We start from the raw sequence: 20107 nt of genomic DNA on the forward strand, positions 1-20107 counted from the left end.
GCAGGAGGTACATATAACGATGACACAGCAAAATGCAGCATTTGAAGAACAATTTGGAGGGATTCCGGCCGTTTGGCTTCGTTTTAATCAGTTTGAAGCGGCAGTTATTCCTAGCGTGGGTGCCAACCTCGTTGCTTTTCGTGATACAGAAAAGGGTTTCCGTTACTTGAGAGAGCCGAATCAGGATCAGATGGATGAATTTATGGCTGCACCTGCGGTCTATGGAATTCCGATTCTTTCTCCACCAAACCGTTATGAGGATGGACGTTTCCCCTGGAATGGTAAAGTTTATCAGTTGCCTGTGAACGAACCGGCTACAGGTAACCATTTGCATGGATTTTTGCATGATGCCGAGTGGAAGGTTGAGGGATACGGTTCGGATCAGCTGGAGAGTTATGTGTTGCTTAGCCAGGACGTGAAAGAAGGGCATACATTCCATCAGTACCTGCCGTTTACGTTCACAGTGACGCTCCGTTATTCTTTGAGTAGCCAAGGACTTCAGCAACAATTGATCGTCCGCAACAACGGGACTGAATATATGCCGAATTTGTTTGCATTCCACACGGCGATTGCTGTACCTTTTGCACCGGACAGTCAGGCCTCGGATTACACGGCCAAAGTTACGATTGGACAACGTCGTGAATTGAATGAGCGTTCTCTGCCAACAGGACAATTTCAACCGCTTACACCTGAGGAAGAACAATTGAAAAAAGACGGTGTTAGTCCGTTCTTTGCTGCCATGGATAATCATTACACTGCGGAGCCGCAGAATGGACGTAACTATATGGAACTTACGGATCACCGTACTGGAGACAAACTGGTATACGATGTGGGTACCTCCTACAAGCACTGGATGATCTGGAACAATAACATGGGTGGCGAATTCTTCTGTCCTGAACCACAGATGAACCTGGTTAACGCTCCTAATGTTGAAGGCATACCTGCAGAAGAAATCGGATTGATCGGTTTGGAACCAGGTGAACTATTCGAACAGAGCAGCCGATTGTATCCAATTGCGTCACAAAAATAATTCACGCTCATTTTGCGCTGCGCTTACAATTTTGTCGAAAAGGTGAAAACCTGCTCGTAAATCATGTATAATATGACGAGATACACAAGCTTTGTAGAGACCCAAACCATCTTTTTGGAGGAGGACAAGCAAGTGGAATACCGCATTGAGAGAGATACGTTAGGCGAAATGAAAGTACCAGCCGACAGGCTGTGGGGAGCTCAGACGCAGCGCAGCAAGGAGAATTTCCCGATTGGCAGTGAACATATGCCGATGGAAGTTATCCGTGCCCTTGCCATTTTGAAAAAAAGTGCTGCGGCCAGTAACCATAAATTAGGTAAATTATCTGCGGCTAAGTCCGATGCTATTGCTTATGCAGCAGACGAGATTATTGCAGGCCGAATTGATGACCATTTCCCACTGGTAGTATGGCAGACGGGAAGTGGAACACAATCCAATATGAACGTGAACGAAGTGATTGCCAATCTGGGGAACCAACTGCTGGAGCAAAAGGGTAAGGAAGAGCGTCTGCATCCAAATGATGACGTGAACATGTCCCAGAGCTCCAACGATACATTCCCAACGGCTCTGCATGTCGCAGGTGTTCTGGCTGTTGAGGATCAACTCTTGCCTGCCATTGCGGTATTAAAAGCCACTTTTGCAGACAAGTCGGAGGCATTCAAGGATATTATCAAGATTGGACGTACTCACCTCCAGGATGCAACACCAATTACGCTTGGCCAGGAGATCAGTGGTTGGGAAGCCATGCTGGGCAAGAGTGAGCGTATGATCCGTGAAAGTGTGCAGTACCTGAAGGAGCTTGCGATCGGCGGTACAGCTGTCGGAACGGGCATTAATGCGCATCCGGATTTTGGGGATTTCACTGCCAAGGAGATTGGCAAACATACGGGGAAAGATTTTGTATCTGCACCAAACAAATTCCATGCCCTTACAAGTCATGATGAAGTTGTATATGCGCACGGTGCCGTTAAAGCGCTTGCAGCTGATTTGATGAAAATTGCCAATGATGTCCGCTGGTTGGCCAGTGGCCCTCGCAGTGGATTGGGCGAGATCCGTATTCCTGAGAATGAGCCAGGCAGTTCCATTATGCCGGGTAAAGTCAACCCAACTCAGAGCGAGGCCATTACTATGGTGGTTACGCAGGTCATGGGTAATGACGCAGCGATTGGTTTCGCGGCAAGTCAGGGTAATTTTGAACTGAATGTATTCAAACCGGTTATCATCTATAACTTCTTGCAATCCGTACAACTGCTGGCGGACTCCATTATTGCGTTTAATGACAAGTGTGCCGTAGGCATTGAGCCTAACCTGGATCAGATTAAACATAATCTGAACAATTCGCTGATGCTGGTTACCGCGCTTAATCCGCATATTGGTTATGAGAATGCAGCCAAAATTGCGAAGCTTGCACATAAAGAAGGCTTGTCTTTGAAACAGGCGACGTTACAAACGGGCCTGCTTACCGAAGAGCAATTTGATCAATATGTCGATCCGGCCAAAATGATCGCTCCAAAGGCCTAAAATCAGCCCAAATGAGCAATATAGATCACTGAAGAGGACGACCTGCACAAGCAGGTCGTTTTTCTTATGCTTACCGATGAACTTAAAGCTTGTCAGACTATACGTATCCATATAAACTACATATGCACCAGTTTTAATATAATTGAATGGGATTCGTATATATTTGGAGGTTTCCGCGTTGTCTAAAACGAGAAGATTTACGATACGCTCCAAAATTCTATTGGGCTATCTTGTGGTTGTGCTTTTATTTGGAGTTGTTCTGCTAGTGCTTACGGCCCAAATTAATGTGTTACAGAAGGAAAATGATTTTATCTCTCATCATGATCTGGAAGTACATAATCTGACCAACGCGATTGAAAAAAATGTCTTGAACATGGAGACAGGACAGCGTGGATTCATGATTACAGGCAATGAAAGTTACTTGGAGCCTTATTCCCAAGGCCTATCCCAGTGGAGTTCCAACTATGATCAGTTGAATGCTCTCATTAGTGACAATCCTTCGCAGCAGCAGAGTCTGCAAAGCATCAAAGCTCATATTACGAGATGGATCGAGATTGCTGGGGAGCCGTTGGTGGAGTTGAAAAAGCAAGGGGACCAAGCCAAAGTTGTTGCATTCTTTCAATCTGATCCGGGTAAAACAGAAATTGATCTACTGCGCTCTCAACTTACAACCTTCCGTAACACAGAGATCGCGCTGACCGAGGCGAGGGTTAGTGAACTTGCCAGACGCAGCTCCACGCTGTTGACGATTATGTATACGCTGTGGGGGATTATTGCAACGTTATCCATTGCAGCTGCGATTGTGATATCAGGAAATATCGTCAAAACGTTGCGAGATGTTATGCAAACCATCAGTGATATCTCCAAAGGTGGAAACCTGAAGCAGCGAATTCAGGTGCGGACACATGATGAAGTGGGGGACCTGGGTCACGAAACCAACAAATTACTGGATGAAGTACAGGAACAGAATCGGGTCAAGGACCAGATCACAGGCATTGCGACACTCTTACAGAACCCGACCAATCTGGAGGGATTGTCACGCTTGTTCCTGAGCGAGCTTGCCATGTTGTTTGAAGTTCCCTATAGCGTCTTATATTACTGGAAAGACAATCGACTGCTGCGCGTGGCTGCATATGCTGCGGATGGAGAGAAAGAACGTTCGCTCGGTAAAGTGTCGCTTGCCCCGGGTGAGGGGCTGGTAGGTCAAAGTGCTGTGGAGAAGCGAGTTTTACGTATGAATGATTTGCCACAGAACTATATTCGAATCTCTTCGGGTCTCGGATATACATCTGCCACATCACTTACCGTAGTACCGGTCCTCTTCGAAGGCAGAACGATTGCGGTCATTGAGCTTGCTTCAATGAAGCCATTGCAAGAGAATGATATGAGGCTGATGCAAGAACTGACGGACATTTTTGGTGTTTCTTTACACTCGACTGTCACTCGCATGGAATTACAGCAGTTATATGATGAGTCACAAGTTCTGAATGAAGAATTACAGGCACAATCGGAGAAACTTCAGTCTCAGACCGAAGAAATGCTGTCTCAAACTGAGGAACTACAAATGCAGACCGAAGAACTTCATATGCTTAATGAACGCTTGGAAATACAGAAGAGCGCTGCTGAGACATCAGCCGATGAACTTGCAGTTGTGGCAGATCAGTTACGAACAAGCTCGGGGTACAAATCCGAATTCTTGGCGAACATGTCCCATGAATTGCGGACACCGCTTAACAGCATGTTGATTTTGTCGGAAATATTGTCTGAAAATAAAAACCAACACTTGAATAGTGAAGAGCAGAACTATGCTTCGGTCATACACAAGTCTGGTAAGGACTTGCTGAATCTGATCAATGATATTCTGGATTTATCCAAGGTGGAAGCCGGACAGATGGAAGTGGATTTTGATGATGTCTATCTGGGTAGTCTACCTGAAGTCATGAACCAGTATTTCCTGAAAACAGCGGAACAGAAAAAAATAGATTTCCGGATTCAGCTCCAAAGTCCTTTACCGGAAACCATCGTGACGGATGAGATGAGATTGCACCAGATTCTCCGAAATCTGCTTTCGAACGCATTCAAGTTCACGAGTGAGGGTGAAGTTGCCTTAACCATCTCCAAAATGAGTCTGGCTCATCCTGAATTGAAAGACCAAGAGACCGACGTGATTGCTTTCTCCGTCAGTGATACAGGGATTGGCATTGCGGAAAACAAACTTCTGCAGATCTTTGATGCATTCAAACAGGCGGATGGGGCTACGGCACGTAAATATGGCGGAACGGGACTTGGGCTGTCGATCTCTCAATCGCTTGCGACTTTGCTGGGTGGTTCAATCTCGGCAACAAGTCGTGAAGGACATGGCAGTGTGTTCACGCTGTTCCTGCCACTGCGAAGAGATGAACCTGAGACTATGAATGCATCGCGGTTGTTCCTGAATGAGGTGGCTACCACTACACCTGAGGTCAATAAGCTTCCTACAATAACTTCCGAACAATCGGATGTTTTATTGACACCTCTGGAAGAAGCGTTGCTCAGCGGACGCCAAGTACTTGTCGTTGATGATGATATACGAAATGTATATGCGCTGGCTAACGCTCTTGAGCAATACGGTATGAATGTCATTTCAGCCCAGAACGGGTACGAGTGTCTGGAATTGTTGGAGCGTGGAGGCGTCAAGCCTGATATCATCATGATGGATATTATGATGCCGGAACTGGATGGTTATGAGACAACTCGCCAGATCCGTGAACGACTTGGTCTGACTCAGCTTCCGATTATTGCGCTGACAGCCAAGGCCATGAAAGAGGATCGGGAGAAATGTATTGCAGCAGGTGCTTCGGACTATCTCAGCAAACCACTGAATATCAAAGATGTATTATCCCGTATGAAATTATGGATGAATCACGAAACCATGGAAATCTGATCGTAGTTGAACTAAAAGTTATTTACACTGACACTACGATGATTGTCGAGGGACAAGAACATATTCCTAGTGAAGTCGCTAATTTAGCGGCTTTTTTTGTTTTATCGGTACAAGTTCTTGTCCCGATTGCCGAAAAGGACAAGAACATGAGCAGGATTACTGATTAGATAAACACCTAACTAAATTTCATGCAATTTCATTTAACAAATGTGTAGGAAAAATAAACTAATTGTCCAGTGAAAATATAGTATTTTCTTAGTGTTTAGGTTAAAGATAAGTCCCTGTTTAAGCACTACATGCTACACGCGTAGGTTCTTTAATAAATGATTGGAAATGGAATATAAAAAGGAGGACGTATCCCGCGAAGGCGCGGAGGGCAGTGCTTAGACTTTCATGAATAAAAGAGGTATCTGTAGTATTATATGTAATTATGGGTTATGAAATAAATGGATTATTTGAAAAGAAAATGGGGGAATCAAAATATGGAACGTAAAATTCAACTAATGGAAACCTACGTAAATATCGACTTTGGAAACTCACCCTTTTTAAAATTAGATAAAGGGTTGCAAATTCCATACTCTTCAATCGAGGGAATAACAACAGGTAGACCAATACCCAAAGCTTTTAAACTATATGGTGCTTTATTAGGAGAAAAGAGAAATGGGTTATTTAGATCAAATGGTGGTTTCAACTCCACTTTTTTGAAAATGAGCTTGAAACTCTTCATTTAGATTTGAATAGCTTGAAAGTTGGTATGTTCAAAATATCAAAGTTGATCATTGGTGTTGAAAATCCTGAAGAAATAAGTAAAAGCATTTCCGAAAGAGTGAAGTGATAATTTGTTGACGTGTCGAGGGACAAGAACATGATCAAGAGATAGTAATATCAACATTAAACGCCGTACACGATTACGAAAATCCGTAAGTAAGTTTAACAAGACAGCACTAGCCATTCATCAGATTCATGTCCTTTTGGCTAAACTCTACGGAGTTGAAGCGACAGTAAAGGTGTATGCCAATGTAAAAACTCCTAGCGCTGTTTTACTAGCAAAATTCAATCCATAAAGACAAAAGTTTATATATTACTCGAGATGAAGCCGAAAAAATCATCTTATCGATTCAGTCCGGAACGAGATGAACTTCGGCTATAACCGAGGAGTGGGCTACAGCTTCAATAGGCAGTGTTTGTTATAAACTCAGCAGTTCAAATTCCAACTTCCAGATTATTATAGATACAATATAATGTTCTTAGTTAGGTGAAAAAAGACTACTCTACAATATCAAAAAAACAAAAACGGAGGTCCTCATGTTTCTCTTATCTGCCATCCAAGGATGTACCTTAACAAGATGAGCGCGGTGGGTTTGAGAAGAAAATTATGCTTTTAACTGTCCAGTTGGTGAAATACCCCGACTTAACTATTGTTAGAAGTCGGAGCTTTTTGGAAGAAACCTTACTTGACCCGCATGGCATAGATTCAAGCAGCGGTTAGGTTTTTCGGCCAAGCGATCCCTGCCGTTCCTGCGGTTCGGTGTTCGTTAAACGGAGGGAGTCAGACGTATCAGGCGCAGGCTCTCATCTCGAATGTTCAAACTCGCGTTGACGGTCGCGGTCATGATGAACGCCGCAGCTGGTGCAGCCTTACTCTCGGATATGTAGTTCTCTCTTTCCAACCCGATGTCCGCAAACGGAGCAGATCTGGATGGGAAGGGGACCATCGTCCGACAGAGTTGTCTTTATTTGTTTAGTTGCCAAAATGCATTCTACTGTGCATTAAAGAGTCCTTCTAATAGAATATCTTGTAGTTCTAAAGTATTATCTAAAATAAAACCATTTACCTACATCTACAGATAGGATAAAATATACTAAATACCTATATTTGGAGGATCAGATGAAAAAGTTACTAGTCTCATTGCTTATTATGTCAACACTATTTTCTGGATCGGCCATGGCAGCTAGTAATACAACCACAAGTAACATTGAAATTACGAGCACAACAGAACAGAAAGCAAGCAATAAAGTCAAATCTAGTATTTTTAATTTATCAGATCAGCAACTTAAAAATGCAATTGCAATAGGCAAAAAAGGATATGATGCCGTAATTGATTTCAATAATAAGCAAAAATTAAAGATTTCAATTGATAAACTTGAAATATGGCAACCAGATGTCTGGGTATCTTCCCCATATTATAATATAGTTAGAGCCTCTTTTCTAAAGTTTAACGATTATGATACATATACATTAAAAGATGCAAAAGAGTTCTTAGCACTCTACAAAGGTTTGAATAGATTAGATTTCGAGCTACGTACGTATGGCAATAGTATTACTTTTACAAAGAATCTTAAGGTGGTATTGAAACAAGGGAGTAAAGTTTATCAACCAAAAGATATAAGAGGTAAGGACGATGTCTCAATGAGCGGATCATGGCCAGAAGCTCCAGCATATGTGTCAGTCTTACATGCAAGTTTTGATAATTCTAAAATCGATTTTAGCAAGCCAGCTGAGCTAGTTTATATGTATGCAGGTAAAGAAATGTCTGTAACCTATAAAGTAGATTTCACAAAGGTTAAATAAGTCCCCCTTCTGGGGGATTTTTTAATGAAAGTTCAAAAAAGACTACGATCTATGCAAATTACATACATAAGTAGATCAAGTTATCTTCTTAATCAATAGTAAATAAGAAGGGGGATATCTAATGGAACTGCTTGGGTTGTCACTATTAAAGTAAACAACCCGTCGTACGCATTAACCTTATCGATTTGTGGTTAGCGATATACATTATTATCCCTGGAGTTGGTATTGGATTGTAATTAAGGGGGGGAGAACGCAAAATAGTTGCATTAATTAGGTATCTTTACCGCATCCAAAGGAGCATTTTACTTTTTCGGAGAAACATTTTTCTGAACTAGAGCTAGACAACAGGACGATCCATAACAGTCACCTTTTTGTTGATTAGTGTGAAATTCGGTACTATCTTAGTAGCACATGAGGGTGATGGTGTTTACGGTCCAAGAGAGAATTTCAAGCGACCGGCGACACGATAAAGTTAAATGACATCGCCGCCGTGCGTACTTTTCCCGAGATAGGGGTTTGCACGTGGATTTGTTCGTATTTAGGTTTTATATAACTATGCATAGTAAAATACTGAACAATAAGTACATACGACATTTGAGGTAGTCAAGAAACTAGTTTTAACCGCAATAGCAGAAAGGATGTAAGGTTGATGGTTTCATGAACAAAAATGCACTAGAGTAATCGAATAGGAAGCCTCTTTAACAAAGAGGACGATAATAGAATCTATATTTATCTTGGTTGCTAATTAGAAACCTAGATGATGAGTAAAGGAATGAAAGAGATGAACAAATGGACAATGAAGGAAACTTTGAAGGGAAAGACTTTACCCGTAATTATCCTAACGGTTATTTTGACCATTGCAATCAATAAATTGATCAATCGAGTAATGACTCAAGAGGTGATTTTTGAAGGAGGTTTATACACTTCTCATACAAATCATTTCTCACTTGGTATTTATGGTGTGATATTTGTAATCCCCGCTGGCTTTATCAGTATTTTAGTTGTAAAGCTACTTACGAATAAGTTTAAAAGGCAACCCATCTCCTTTGATGATGAAAAAAAATTCAAATGGCATAGTATGTATGGAACTGTATGTGGGTTTATTATTCTGTCTCTTCTACTTAACTTAACTAATACGTATGCATCTCAAGTGCTAGTATCTGATGTATGGGATGCTTTCATACATCTAGCTATTACATTCATTATTCCAATAGTCTTTGCTGTAATATCAGCAAAGTTGATCAATAAAGTTATGGTTCGTGTAACAAATACAAACGGAAGATTGATTGAAGAGATAGAGGCAGGAAAATATGATGGAGGAATTCTAAGACAGAAAGATAAAGCTAGAATGTTGAAGTTATTAAGAAAGGGAAGTGTATCTTCCTTGAAGGGAGGAATGTTGCGTCTTAAGGTCATTGATTTCTTATTTATGGTCGGTGGTACTATTGTATTCGCTCTGCTGTTTTTACTGGATAAGACTGTCTCAATGTTTGGGAATCCAAACCATAGTACCGGATGGAATATTGGGGAAAGTAATTTACACAAAGAGAAAGAACGATTAAAAAGTGAGGCATATGATACAGCTGAGGAAAAACGGAAACAGGCCAATTTTTCAAAAGAAAAGTTTGTAAAACAAGCTAATTATAATGTTAAGTATTCGCAATCAGAATGGAATCGAGCAGTTCGAGATGAAAGAGAATATCAAAGGGCCAAACGTGATGCAGATTCGTTATAGTTATGAGCACGTAATATTTCAAGCCTATATATGGTTAAACAGCATACATCCTGCCAGAACAACACTGATAGTTAATATATAATCTTGCGAGGTACATTTTGAAAAATCATCATTTTGCAATATTTTCAAATACGTTTGAGGAATATGTGGCATTTATTAATGCAGGTGTATTTTAATAGTGTGAAACTTTTACGTACAATTATTTAAGGAGGGTATCTTCACATGAAACGTATGTCAATTTCTGAATTGAATGAAATTTTAGTAAAAGCAACACTCTCGGCCAGACAAGAGGCCAAAAGCAATGGTGTGCCCATTGTATATGAAGAAAATGAAAAAATGATCAAGGAATACCCGGATGGCAGAAAAACAGAGATTATATATGAAAAAAATGGTAACAAAAGGGAAATTGATTACCCCATGAGCTGAAATAAATGAGCTGATCATTGTTCAACTGTCGCGGAACAAGAACATTGTTCCATTAAAAGTCGCTATTGAGAAGGAACACCTGAAGATTATGAACTCAATTGGAGAAAAAATAGTACAATTCCGAGATGAAATACGCTGCCTTGCTTCTCTATACGAACGTTATTTGGGAAAATATAAAACGAATTGTGTATCTGAAGTTACTGATCCTAGAGTAGTTACCTATGGAGGAGTTTGCGTGGCTAAATAGAAAAACCTTCCAACCGTTGTGTGTGAATCATAGTAACTTAAAAACCTATGCCGATTACAGGAAAGTGCGCTGTAATTAGGTCATAGGTTTTATTTTTTTGCCATGTAAGCTTTATCAAGAAAAATGATGTTATAATACTTAACAACAAACGAGATTAAATGGATGAATATAGATTTAATTAGAAATGTAATCCAGAAATAATTCTGCTAAAACGAAAATAACATGATTATGTGTTATATATATGGGAGGTAGTGTCCATGCAACTTACGGTTAAAGAGGCTTTACAGGTATACCCGTTGTCCGAGGCCAAACTGGTTGCGGGTGGAGAAGGGACTTCACGGATGATGAAATCCGTTAACGTCATGGACGCTCCTGATATCGCGGATTGGATCAAATCCGGAGAAATGTTGTTCACCACTGCTTTTATTATGAAAGACAGTGAGACAGATGCACTACGTTTGATGCGGCGCTTGAACGAACGTGGCTGTGCAGGACTCGGCATCAAGCTGGGACGTTTCTGGCAGTCCATTCCCCAAGGCATTGTCGAGGAAGCGGATCGACTTCGTTTACCATTGCTTGAGCTTCCTTTTCAATTCACCTTCTCGGACCAGATGAATGCCTTGTTCAAGGCTGAACATGAACGCAGCAACCGATTGCTGCATGAAGTTGTGCAGAAGCAAAAGAAATTAATGCAGTTTGCACTGCAACAGCAGCCACACCGGAATGTCTTTGCCGAACTTGCCACGGTGTTGAACTATCCGCTTGCCGTCATTGGTTCACGTGGGCATGTGCTCTATGGCAGTGAGGGCATTGCAGGGGATGCTGTAACCCAGGGCTGGCCATGGAAATCCGTCATGCACCGAGTGAAATGGAATCAGGGAAGTTGTCATCGCGTACCGATCAAACAGAATGATGAAGAATACGGATCATTGCTGGTGTTTACCGATTCAGCCTTATCGCTTCGGGCAGAGGAGGAGCTGTTCCAACAGGCTGCCGATGTATTGGCATTTTATATGGATATGACTTATCGCGAGCATATTAATCCGACCGTTCAAGATGAGATGCGTACGCTGCTTTCACAGTATTTGGATAACAAAATGACTATTCAGGAATTGACCACCTTGAGTGAAAACAAAGGTGTACATCTGTTCCAGGGAACGTATCAGTGCGTACTGATCACGCTTGAGCCGACTCTGTTTGCCGAGGGAAAGCTGCTTAAACAGATTCATCGTGAATTACAATACAATCCGCTGATGCAATTCACGGCCTCACAGCATTTTCAGATTGAAGATGGCATTCTGTCCATCTATACCTGTCCAACAGGGAGAGACTATGGAGAGGAACTGTCAGGTTTTCTGTTGAACCGGTTCGGTGATGTGCTGGCAGCACAAGAAGCAAAAGGCGCACCGGCTCCGCGTTTCTGGATCAGCAAAATGAAACACGAACCCAAATCGCTCCGTGAAGCGTATCAGGAATGTCTGGATACCCGACAACTGGCTCGTCGATTCGGCATGAAAGACCGCGCGTTGCAATTTGAAATGCTCGAATTTGCCTATGTGTTCCAACATGTACCGGATAACATCATGGAGAATTACTGCAATAAAGTACTTGAACCGTTACTTGCCAGGGATGGTGATCCCAATCAGGTATTGATGAATACATTGGAGTCCTTTATTGAGAATGATGGACTGATCAATGAAGCTGCCAAGCAGCTGTTTGTGCATCGTAACACAGTCACTTATCGTATGGAGAAAGTCGGCAGCTTGCTGCAAATGGACTTTAAGAAAACAAATGATCTGCTGAAATTAAAGCTGGTATTCACCTTCCGCAAGTTTGTGCGGGACAAAGCAGCTGCAAGACCGCACAATGTGCAACTCTAAACCGCGCATTGTGCAAGATGACAATGCTACTGGGTCTCAGACCCATGAACCGCATTCCCTTGATGGAATGCGGTTTTTTCATGTTTAAGGACAATAAAAGCTGAACTTCCCGTGCATAGCAAACAAATCACAACTCTGATGTTATGTTATATTACAAAATTGCGTAAATATTGTTGTCGCGACATTGAACGACACTTAGAATGAAGAACAATAATCCATAACAGACCGGAGGTTCTAACATGAGTGACTTAATTAAACTTGTTAACAACTGGTCTATCACGCAGTTTGTGCATACGTTTGGCGGCTTATTTGAGGAGTCACCATGGGTGGCTGAACGTTCCGGGCTTTTACGACCTTTTGATTCATTTGAACAGATGATGAACGTGATGAAGAACATGGTTCAGGCATCGGATGACCAGGTGAAGTTGCAACTGCTTCGAAATCACCCGGATCTTGGAGCGCGAATCAGCATGAGCAGCAACTCCGTTCAGGAACAGGCAGGTGCCGGCCTTGATTCACTCTCACAAGAGCAGTACAACGAACTTCAACAATTAAACAAAGCATATACAAGCCAATTTGGCTTTCCATTCATATTGGCTGTAAAAGGCCATACCGCAAGCTCCATCCTCGAATCCATGAGGCAACGTCATCGGCGAGGCAGGGAAGAAGAATTCGAGACTGCATTGAAGGAAGTATTCAAGATTGCAGGCATTCGCTTGGAGCAATGGCTTGCACAGATCGGTCATGAACATGAGTTCGTGAGCAAGCCAGCGGCAGTGCAGCAGCGGACCATGTATTACGGCAAAGGGGATGTGTGGATGTACCGTTCCTACACCAAACCGTTGACGGGTATACAGTCCATTCCGGAATCTCCATTCATGGGACGCAGCAATATTCTGTTTGGATTGAACATCAAGGTGGCTGTGCAGGGGGATGAATTCTTGCCTTCTTTTGCAGAAGGGGATAATTCGCTGGTGGTCGCCACCGATTCGATGAAAAATTTCATTCTTAAACATGCAGCGGATTACACAGGGGCGACGGTGGAAGGATTTCTTGCGCTGGTAAGCCGTCGTTTCCTGGAGACGTATCCGCAGATGAGCAAGGTTCAGATGACAGCGGACCAGATCCCTTTTGAAGATATACCGATTGGGTTGGAAGGGAGTTATCGACCGAGTGCGCTTGTATTTCGTTATTCGCAGAATGATCGTGCGACAGCTGCCGTGGAAGCAGAACGAACAGGAGACTCGATTGAACTCAGCAACCATTTCAGTGGTGTAGCCGATCTGAGACTGATCAAGGTCAAAGGCAGTGAATTTGCCGGATTTATGCAGGATGAATATACCACTCTTCCAGAGACATGGGATCGACCGTTATTTATTTTCCTGAACATCAATTGGCGTTATGAAGATCCGAGAGATGGCATAGATGATCAGCGTGGACGGTATGTAGCGGCGGAACAGGTCAGAGACTTGGCTGCGGCGGTATTTCATGAGTGTCGATCCGCTTCCATTCAACATCTGATCTACCAGATTGGGCGCAGGTTGTTAAGTCGATTTGAGCAACTGAGTGAGGTTTCATTTGAGTCCAACAATCGGACTTGGGAAACAGTGCTGGAGGAAGTGAAAGAGGGGGAAGGCAAAGTATTTACCGAACCGAGACCACCTTACGGATTCCAGGGTTTCTCGATGACAAGGGATGATCTGGGAACAGACGGCCGTGACGCCGGGAAAGAAGGTGACGTCTAATGTCGATGTCTGATGGCCGAATTACAACACATGTGCTGGATACCTCCAAAGGTGTGCCTGCTGCGGGTGTTCGGATCGAACTGTATACCCTGAAGAGGGATGGAGAACAGGAAAACAAGACAAAAGTAGCTGAGTCGGTGACCAATGCGGATGGGCGTTTGGATGCACCGCTGCTGGATGGAGGCAAGTTGGAGCCAGCGATATATGAGCTTCAATTCCATGTCGAGAGTTATTACGCACATCGTTCATTGGAGGAGCTGGGGCAGGCATTATGGACAATTGTTCCGATTCGTTTTGCCGTATCTGATGCCTCAAGCCATTACCATATTCCATTATTGATTGCTCCAGGAGGTTACAGTACATACCGGGGAAGCTGAGAATTCACGCATCCGGTTCGGATTCAGGGGGAGGGTCATCCACATGACAACATTTGATACTATCATCCGGGGGGCCCGGGTGGTGCTGAGAGATCGGGTAGAGCAACTGGATATTGGCATTACGGGTGAGAAAATAACGGAACTGTCCAAGCGGCTGACTGCTGGTGAAGCGACTTGGATCATAGAAGCTGAGGGGCTTACAGTGATGCCTGGTGTTGTGGACATTCATGTACACTTCAATGAACCCGGACTCGCCAGTTGGGAGGGATTCCGATCGGGTTCGGCAGCACTTGCCGCAGGGGGAATCACAACCTATGTCGATATGCCGCTTAACGGCGTACCGCCAACCACAAGGCCGGAAGTATGGGAGATGAAAAAGAAAGCAGCTGCCGACCAATCCTATGTTGATTATGCCTTCTGGGGAGGTTTGGTTCCCGGCAACCGGGATGAACTTGCTCCACTGGCACGGCTGGGGGCTGCGGGATTCAAGGCATTTATGTCCGAGCCGGGTGGAGATGGGGAAGACATCTTTACCAGAGCTGATGACCATACCCTGCTGGACGGGATGAAAGAACTTGCAACATTAAACCGTGTGCTGGCACTTCATGCAGAGGACGAAGGCATCGTTGCCGAACTTGCTACGAGAAGCATCGCAGAGGGAAAGACGGAACCGATGGATTATATCCGGTCTCGTCCTGTGGATGCTGAAGTCGTCGCTGTTGCCCGAGCGTTGAAATACGGCGAACAGACCGGGTGTGCGCTGCATTTTGTGCATATCAGCACCCGGGAAGCGCTGGATCTGATTGCAGCAGCCAAACGGCGTGGGCAAAACGTAACTTCAGAGACATGTCCTCATTATCTGACGCTGACCGAGAAGGATGTGGTCCGATTGGGTGCTGTAGCAAAATGCGCTCCACCTCTGCGCAGCTCTTCCGAACAGGAGCAGTTATGGGATGCACTGACTTCAGGATTGATTGATGTTATCGCCTCAGACCATTCTCCTTGCCCACCATCCATGAAACAATCGGATAACTTCTTTGAAATCTGGGGCGGCATATCCGGGGCACAAAGCACACTGCTAATCATGCTGGAGGAAGGACATCTTCAGCGAAATATCGACCTTCCGTTGCTCGGAAGAGTGCTCTCTCTGCAGCCTGCCAGAAGGCTTGGTCTGGAGAATAAAGGGGAGATTGCAATTGGCATGGATGCAGATCTGGTTCTGATTGACTGGGGTAAGAGCACGACCCTGAACACGGAAGATCTGCTCTACACGCATAAACAGAGCCCTTATGTGGGACGTACCTTTAAGTGTCAGATTGCAGACGTATTTTGTCGTGGGCAGCGCGTCTACAACTCGGAATCCGGGTTATCTCCTGTGCCTATCGGGCAACACATTGCGGCTTATTCTTCTAGTCCCATCGAAGCGGGAACGGAGGAGACACCATGACGGAGTCTGGAGTATACCGGTCATCCGGTACCAATAACGCACCGCTTCCTTTGCCAAATGTGGAACAGGTGGAGCTGCAAGCCATGCTTGACTGGCTGTCGACATATGGTGCGGATGCACAGGGCGGCGTCACACGGCTGTTGTATGACTCGGCTTGGTGTGAAGCACAAGGTGCCCTTGCTGCCAAAATGCAGGAAAAAGGGCTGTCTCCCGAGTTCGACCAGTCCGGTAATCTGTATGGCACACTGGAGGGCGAGGGTAAGGGATCAGCGACTGGTACTGAAGAATTACCAATCGTGACCGGATCACATATCGATACCGTGGTGTATGGTGGCAAATATGATGGTGCTTACGGTGTGGTGGGGGGTGTCCTTGCTTTGGAGTATTTGCAGAAGCATTTTGGAGCACCGAAGCGCACACTTCAAGTGGTATCGTTATGCGAAGAAGAGGGAAGTCGATTCCCTTTTGCATATTGGGGTTCACGCAGTATAACAGGAATAACGTCTCTGCAAGATGTAGAGCATCTGAAGGATCAAGACGGCGTTACCTTTGCACAAGCGATCCGCGATGCGGGCTTTGGACCCGATAGTGCATATAGACCGGCCGCAAAAAAATATGGTGCCTTTATTGAGCTTCACATTGAGCAAGGTCAGGTTCTGGAACGTCTCGGACATTCGATTGGCGTTGTATCCGATATTGTAGGTCAGAAGCGTTTCAGTATCACCGTCAGCGGAGAAGCAAATCACGCCGGAACAACGCCAATGTCCTGGCGCAAAGATGCACTTGCTGGAGCAGCTGAGATGATTACTGCCGTAAGGAATGTCGCATTGGAAGCAGGAGAACCGCTGGTAGCCACGGTTGGGCGAATCACAGCCGATCCGGGTGTTGGGAATGTGGTTGCAGCGCGGGCGGTGTTTTCACTGGATATCCGCCATATCCGGCAGGAGAGTATTGATCGCTGCTGGGAGGATATGCTCCAGGCATTTAGTCGTATCGCAGCCGAGCAGCAGCTCGGATTGGATTGGGAAGAGCATCTATCCGTCACACCCATTCCCATGAACGCGCAGATGATCTCAGACATCCAAGATACCTGTGAGCAGGAGCAGTTGTCCTATTGGCTAATGCCAAGCGGAGCGGGACATGATTCGCAGATTTTTCAGCCAGCTTGTCCGACAGCCATGATTTTTGTGCCGAGTCAGGACGGTATCAGTCATAATCCACTTGAATATACAGCTGAAGCTGACCTGCTGCACGGTTTTCGGGTTCTGGTCCGGCTACTCTATAAATACGGTTACGGGAGTTGAATGCAGATGTCCAACTATAAAGAGTTATCTCCGTCCTTGCGGACCATTATGACCCCGGGCCCCGTTGAGGTTGATCCACGCGTACTCAGAGCATTATCCTTTCCGATCCTCGGGCAGTTTGACCCGGAGTTCACGTCCTTGATGAACGAGACGATGGCGATGCTGCGTGAGTTATATATGACAGATAACGAGTGGTGTTATCCAGTCGATGGCACATCGCGTTCAGGCATTGAAGCTGTGTTGGTCAGTCTGATCCAGCCCGGTGACAAAGTTCTCGTCCCGATCTACGGACGATTCGGACATCTGCTGGTTGAAATCTCGGAACGCTGTGGTGCAGAGGTCGTTTTTTTTGAAACGGAATGGGGAACGGTATTTGATCCGGAAGAGGTGATCAAGGCGATCCATGCCCATAAACCGAGTCTGGTTGCGATGGTTCATGGTGAGACTTCCACCGGTCAGATGCAGCCCCTTGCCGAGATTGGCAAAGCCTGTCGCGACCTTGATATTTTACTCGTTGTGGATGCTGTAGCAACCATTGGCGGGACGCCGGTGGAGACGGATGCCTGGTATCTGGATGCGGTGATGGGCGGAACGCAGAAATGCCTGTCCGTTCCTTCAGGGATGGCACCTCTCACGTACAACAGTCGTGTGGAACAGAAGCTGATGAGCCGCAAAACCGTTGAACGCGGACTCCGAGACGCAACCAGTGCGCGGGCAGAAGGCCGCACCATTGCCAGCAATTATTTTGACCTGAGCCAATTGCAGGATTACTGGAGTTCGGCCAGGCTGAACCACCATACAGAAGCCACCTCCATGCTCTACGGTCTTCACGAAGGATTACGTATTCTGCTGCAAGAAGGATTGGAGGCCAGGTTCCAGAGACATCTGGTGAATGAACGTGCGTTGGTCGCTGGAATACAGGGAATGGGACTGCAACTGTACGGGGATATGTCCAGTAAACTTCCGGTGGTCACCTGTATTACTATTCCGGAAGGGATTGATGGTGAGTCGGTGCGCAGCATGTTGCTAAACGATTTCAGCATTGAGATTGCCAGTTCATTTGGCCCGTTGAAAGGGCAAATCTGGCGGATCGGTACAATGGGATTCAGCTGCCAACGCAAGAATGTACTTCATGTGCTGGGAGCGCTGGAAGCTGTTCTTCTCCGTCATCGTTACGTATTACCAGCCGGTGAAGCAGTGCAGGCGGCATTGGATGTGTATGCAGGGAAGGAGGGCGCTTTATGTTAAATCAGATGCCAATCTCCAGAGAGGTCATGGTTACTACTCCTCATTATCTGGCGAGTGCAGTGGGAAGCTCCATCCTCCAGCTGGGTGGGAATGCTTATGACGCTGCTGTTGCGGTCAGTGCAGCACTGGGTGTGGTATATCCGCATATGACCGGACTTGGAGGGGATGCCTTCTTCCTGATTCATGACGGAGCCAGTGGTGAGATTAACGCCTATAACGGAAGTGGCCGCTCAGCCGCAGGCATTCATGCGGAAACGTTCAAAGCGATGGGTATGAGTGCTATTCCTCAGCGCGGTGTACTTAGTGCCATCACGGTTCCGGGAATGGTTGATGCCTGGTGGGAAGTTTGGTCCCGGTACGGTAAGTTACCGTGGGAGCAACTGCTTGAACCTGCTGCGCAGTATGCAGAAAAAGGATGCCCTGTATCCCGGAATCTCCGACTGTGGATGGAAAGGGATGAAGATTTCATCATGGGGCATACACCGCTGCGAGCGGTATTTGCGCCTTTGGGTACACTTTTGCAGGAAGGTGAGCTGCTGATCCAGCCTGATCTTGCTGCCTCCATTCGTCTGATTCAGACGGAAGGGCGAGATACTTTTTATACAGGAGAACTTGCGGATCGTCTGACTTCGGCTATTCGTGAGGATGGGGGCATGCTTGCACCAGCGGACTTTGCAGGGCATCGTGGAGAGTGGGTGAAACCGGTCAGTACGGGGTATCGTGGCTATGAAGTTTATCAGATGCCGCCAAACTCGCAGGGATTCTCGATGCTGATGATGTTAAATATGCTGGAGCATACGGATCTGTCCTCTGTAGCACGTACCTCACCGGAATTTTATCATCTGATGGCGGAAGTGGTAAAAAAGGCGTTTCGTGATCGTGACCAATATCTGACGGACCCGGATTTCAGAGACATTCCGCTGGAACATCTGTTATCCAAGGATTACGGAGACCAATTGTGGAATGAGATTCAGTCTGCTCCACCTGTGGCACAGCCGTTTTTGTCCAAAACGATAGGTCAGGACACGGCGTATGCAGCGGTTGTTGATAGCGAAGGCAATGCCGTTTCCTTCATTCAAAGCCTGTATTTTGACTTCGGTGCAGCCTATGTCCCAGGGGATACGGGGGTTATCATGCAGAACCGGGGGTCGTTTTTCTCCTTAGACCCGAGGGATGCCAACGTTCTGGAACCCAACAAACGCTCATTCCACACGCTCATGCCGGGCCTTGTTACACGAGATGGCAAACCATATATGCTCGTGGGTACACAGGGGGGAGAAGGCCAGCCGCAGACACAATTATCGGTACTTACCGGAGTGCTTGATTACGGGCTGAACATTCAGGAAGCAATCAGCTTGCCGCGTTGGGTGTACGGACGTACCTGGGGCGAAGAAGGCGATACGATGCGTGTGGAGAACCGATATCATGATGATGTATGTGCAACCCTTGCCCAGTGGGGACATAACGTTGAAGCGAGAGCACCTTGGGACGGTATTATGGGACAGTCGCAAGGCATTGTCATTCGTGAGGACGGCATGATTAGTGGCGCGGCAGACCCCAGAGGCGATGGTATAGCTATTGGATGGTAACAGCTACATGAACAGTTGTAATTTCAACTGGATAACTACACGATAACAGCGAGTTGAACGATA

The 20107-nt window shown here is 45.4% G+C and carries 15 protein-coding genes; 14 read left to right on the forward strand and 1 reads right to left on the reverse strand.

Annotated elements, in window-relative coordinates; translation table 11 throughout:
• The first annotated feature begins 19 nt into the window (after positions 1-19).
• The 4 genes from IFU39_RS02750 to IFU39_RS02765 all read left to right on the forward strand — a co-directional run bounded on the left by IFU39_RS02750 (position 20) and on the right by IFU39_RS02765 (position 6205).
• A complete protein-coding gene (locus IFU39_RS02750) occupies positions 20-1030 on the forward strand; it encodes an aldose 1-epimerase (RefSeq protein ID WP_047843331.1) in 1011 nt (336 codons plus the stop codon).
• Positions 1031-1162: 132 nt separating this feature from the next.
• Positions 1163-2551, forward strand: coding sequence for a class II fumarate hydratase (fumC, locus tag IFU39_RS02755; RefSeq protein WP_105599071.1), 1389 nt, complete (start codon positions 1163-1165; stop codon positions 2549-2551).
• Between the two features lie 178 nt (positions 2552-2729).
• Positions 2730-5474 carry a CHASE3 domain-containing protein gene (locus IFU39_RS02760; protein WP_244660847.1) on the forward strand — a complete coding sequence of 915 codons (2745 nt, stop codon included), beginning with the start codon at positions 2730-2732 and terminating at the stop codon, positions 5472-5474.
• A 482-nt stretch (positions 5475-5956) separates the two neighbouring features.
• The gene (locus tag IFU39_RS02765; protein WP_192131149.1) at positions 5957-6205 is read left to right on the forward strand and encodes a hypothetical protein; all 249 of its coding nucleotides are present in this window, start codon (positions 5957-5959) and stop codon (positions 6203-6205) included.
• Positions 6206-7009: 804 nt separating this feature from the next.
• Here the strand turns inward: IFU39_RS02765 and IFU39_RS02770 are convergent.
• Complete coding sequence (locus IFU39_RS02770) at positions 7010-7189, reverse strand: hypothetical protein (protein ID WP_192131151.1); 180 nt, start codon at positions 7187-7189, stop codon at positions 7010-7012.
• 173 nt (positions 7190-7362) lie between these two features.
• Here IFU39_RS02770 and IFU39_RS02775 point away from each other — a divergent pair, with 173 nt between their 5' ends.
• From IFU39_RS02775 to ggt, 10 genes are all read left to right on the forward strand, one after another.
• Entirely contained in the window at positions 7363-8046 is a 684-nt protein-coding gene (locus tag IFU39_RS02775) for a hypothetical protein (RefSeq protein ID WP_091019534.1), read from the forward strand.
• 757 nt (positions 8047-8803) lie between these two features.
• Entirely contained in the window at positions 8804-9781 is a 978-nt protein-coding gene (locus IFU39_RS02780) for a hypothetical protein (RefSeq protein ID WP_206759543.1), read from the forward strand.
• A gap of 222 nt (positions 9782-10003) precedes the next feature.
• Complete coding sequence (locus IFU39_RS02785; RefSeq protein WP_091019531.1) at positions 10004-10207, forward strand: hypothetical protein; 204 nt, start codon at positions 10004-10006, stop codon at positions 10205-10207.
• A gap of 504 nt (positions 10208-10711) precedes the next feature.
• Positions 10712-12334, forward strand: coding sequence for a PucR family transcriptional regulator (locus IFU39_RS02790; RefSeq protein WP_091019529.1), 1623 nt, complete (start codon positions 10712-10714; stop codon positions 12332-12334).
• Positions 12335-12573: 239 nt separating this feature from the next.
• The gene (pucL, locus tag IFU39_RS02795; protein ID WP_091019527.1) at positions 12574-14079 is read left to right on the forward strand and encodes a factor-independent urate hydroxylase; all 1506 of its coding nucleotides are present in this window, start codon (positions 12574-12576) and stop codon (positions 14077-14079) included.
• Complete coding sequence (gene uraH / locus IFU39_RS02800; protein WP_091019526.1) at positions 14079-14456, forward strand: hydroxyisourate hydrolase; 378 nt, start codon at positions 14079-14081, stop codon at positions 14454-14456. The genes pucL and uraH overlap by 1 nt, the downstream gene beginning before the upstream one ends.
• A gap of 43 nt (positions 14457-14499) precedes the next feature.
• Complete coding sequence (gene allB / locus IFU39_RS02805) at positions 14500-15903, forward strand: allantoinase AllB (RefSeq protein WP_091019524.1); 1404 nt, start codon at positions 14500-14502, stop codon at positions 15901-15903.
• Positions 15900-17207 carry a M20 family metallo-hydrolase gene (locus IFU39_RS02810; protein WP_091019522.1) on the forward strand — a complete coding sequence of 436 codons (1308 nt, stop codon included), beginning with the start codon at positions 15900-15902 and terminating at the stop codon, positions 17205-17207. Before allB ends, IFU39_RS02810 begins: the two co-directional genes overlap by 4 nt.
• Before the next feature lie 6 nt (positions 17208-17213).
• Entirely contained in the window at positions 17214-18455 is a 1242-nt protein-coding gene (locus IFU39_RS02815) for a pyridoxal-phosphate-dependent aminotransferase family protein (RefSeq protein WP_091019521.1), read from the forward strand.
• Complete coding sequence (gene ggt / locus IFU39_RS02820) at positions 18449-20044, forward strand: gamma-glutamyltransferase (protein WP_091019520.1); 1596 nt, start codon at positions 18449-18451, stop codon at positions 20042-20044. The genes IFU39_RS02815 and ggt overlap by 7 nt, the downstream gene beginning before the upstream one ends.
• Positions 20045-20107: the final 63 nt, after the last annotated feature.

This window comes from Paenibacillus sp. CFBP 13594, from assembly GCF_014842675.1.
In the GTDB taxonomy this organism is placed as follows: Bacteria; Bacillota; Bacilli; order Paenibacillales; family Paenibacillaceae; genus Paenibacillus; species Paenibacillus amylolyticus_B.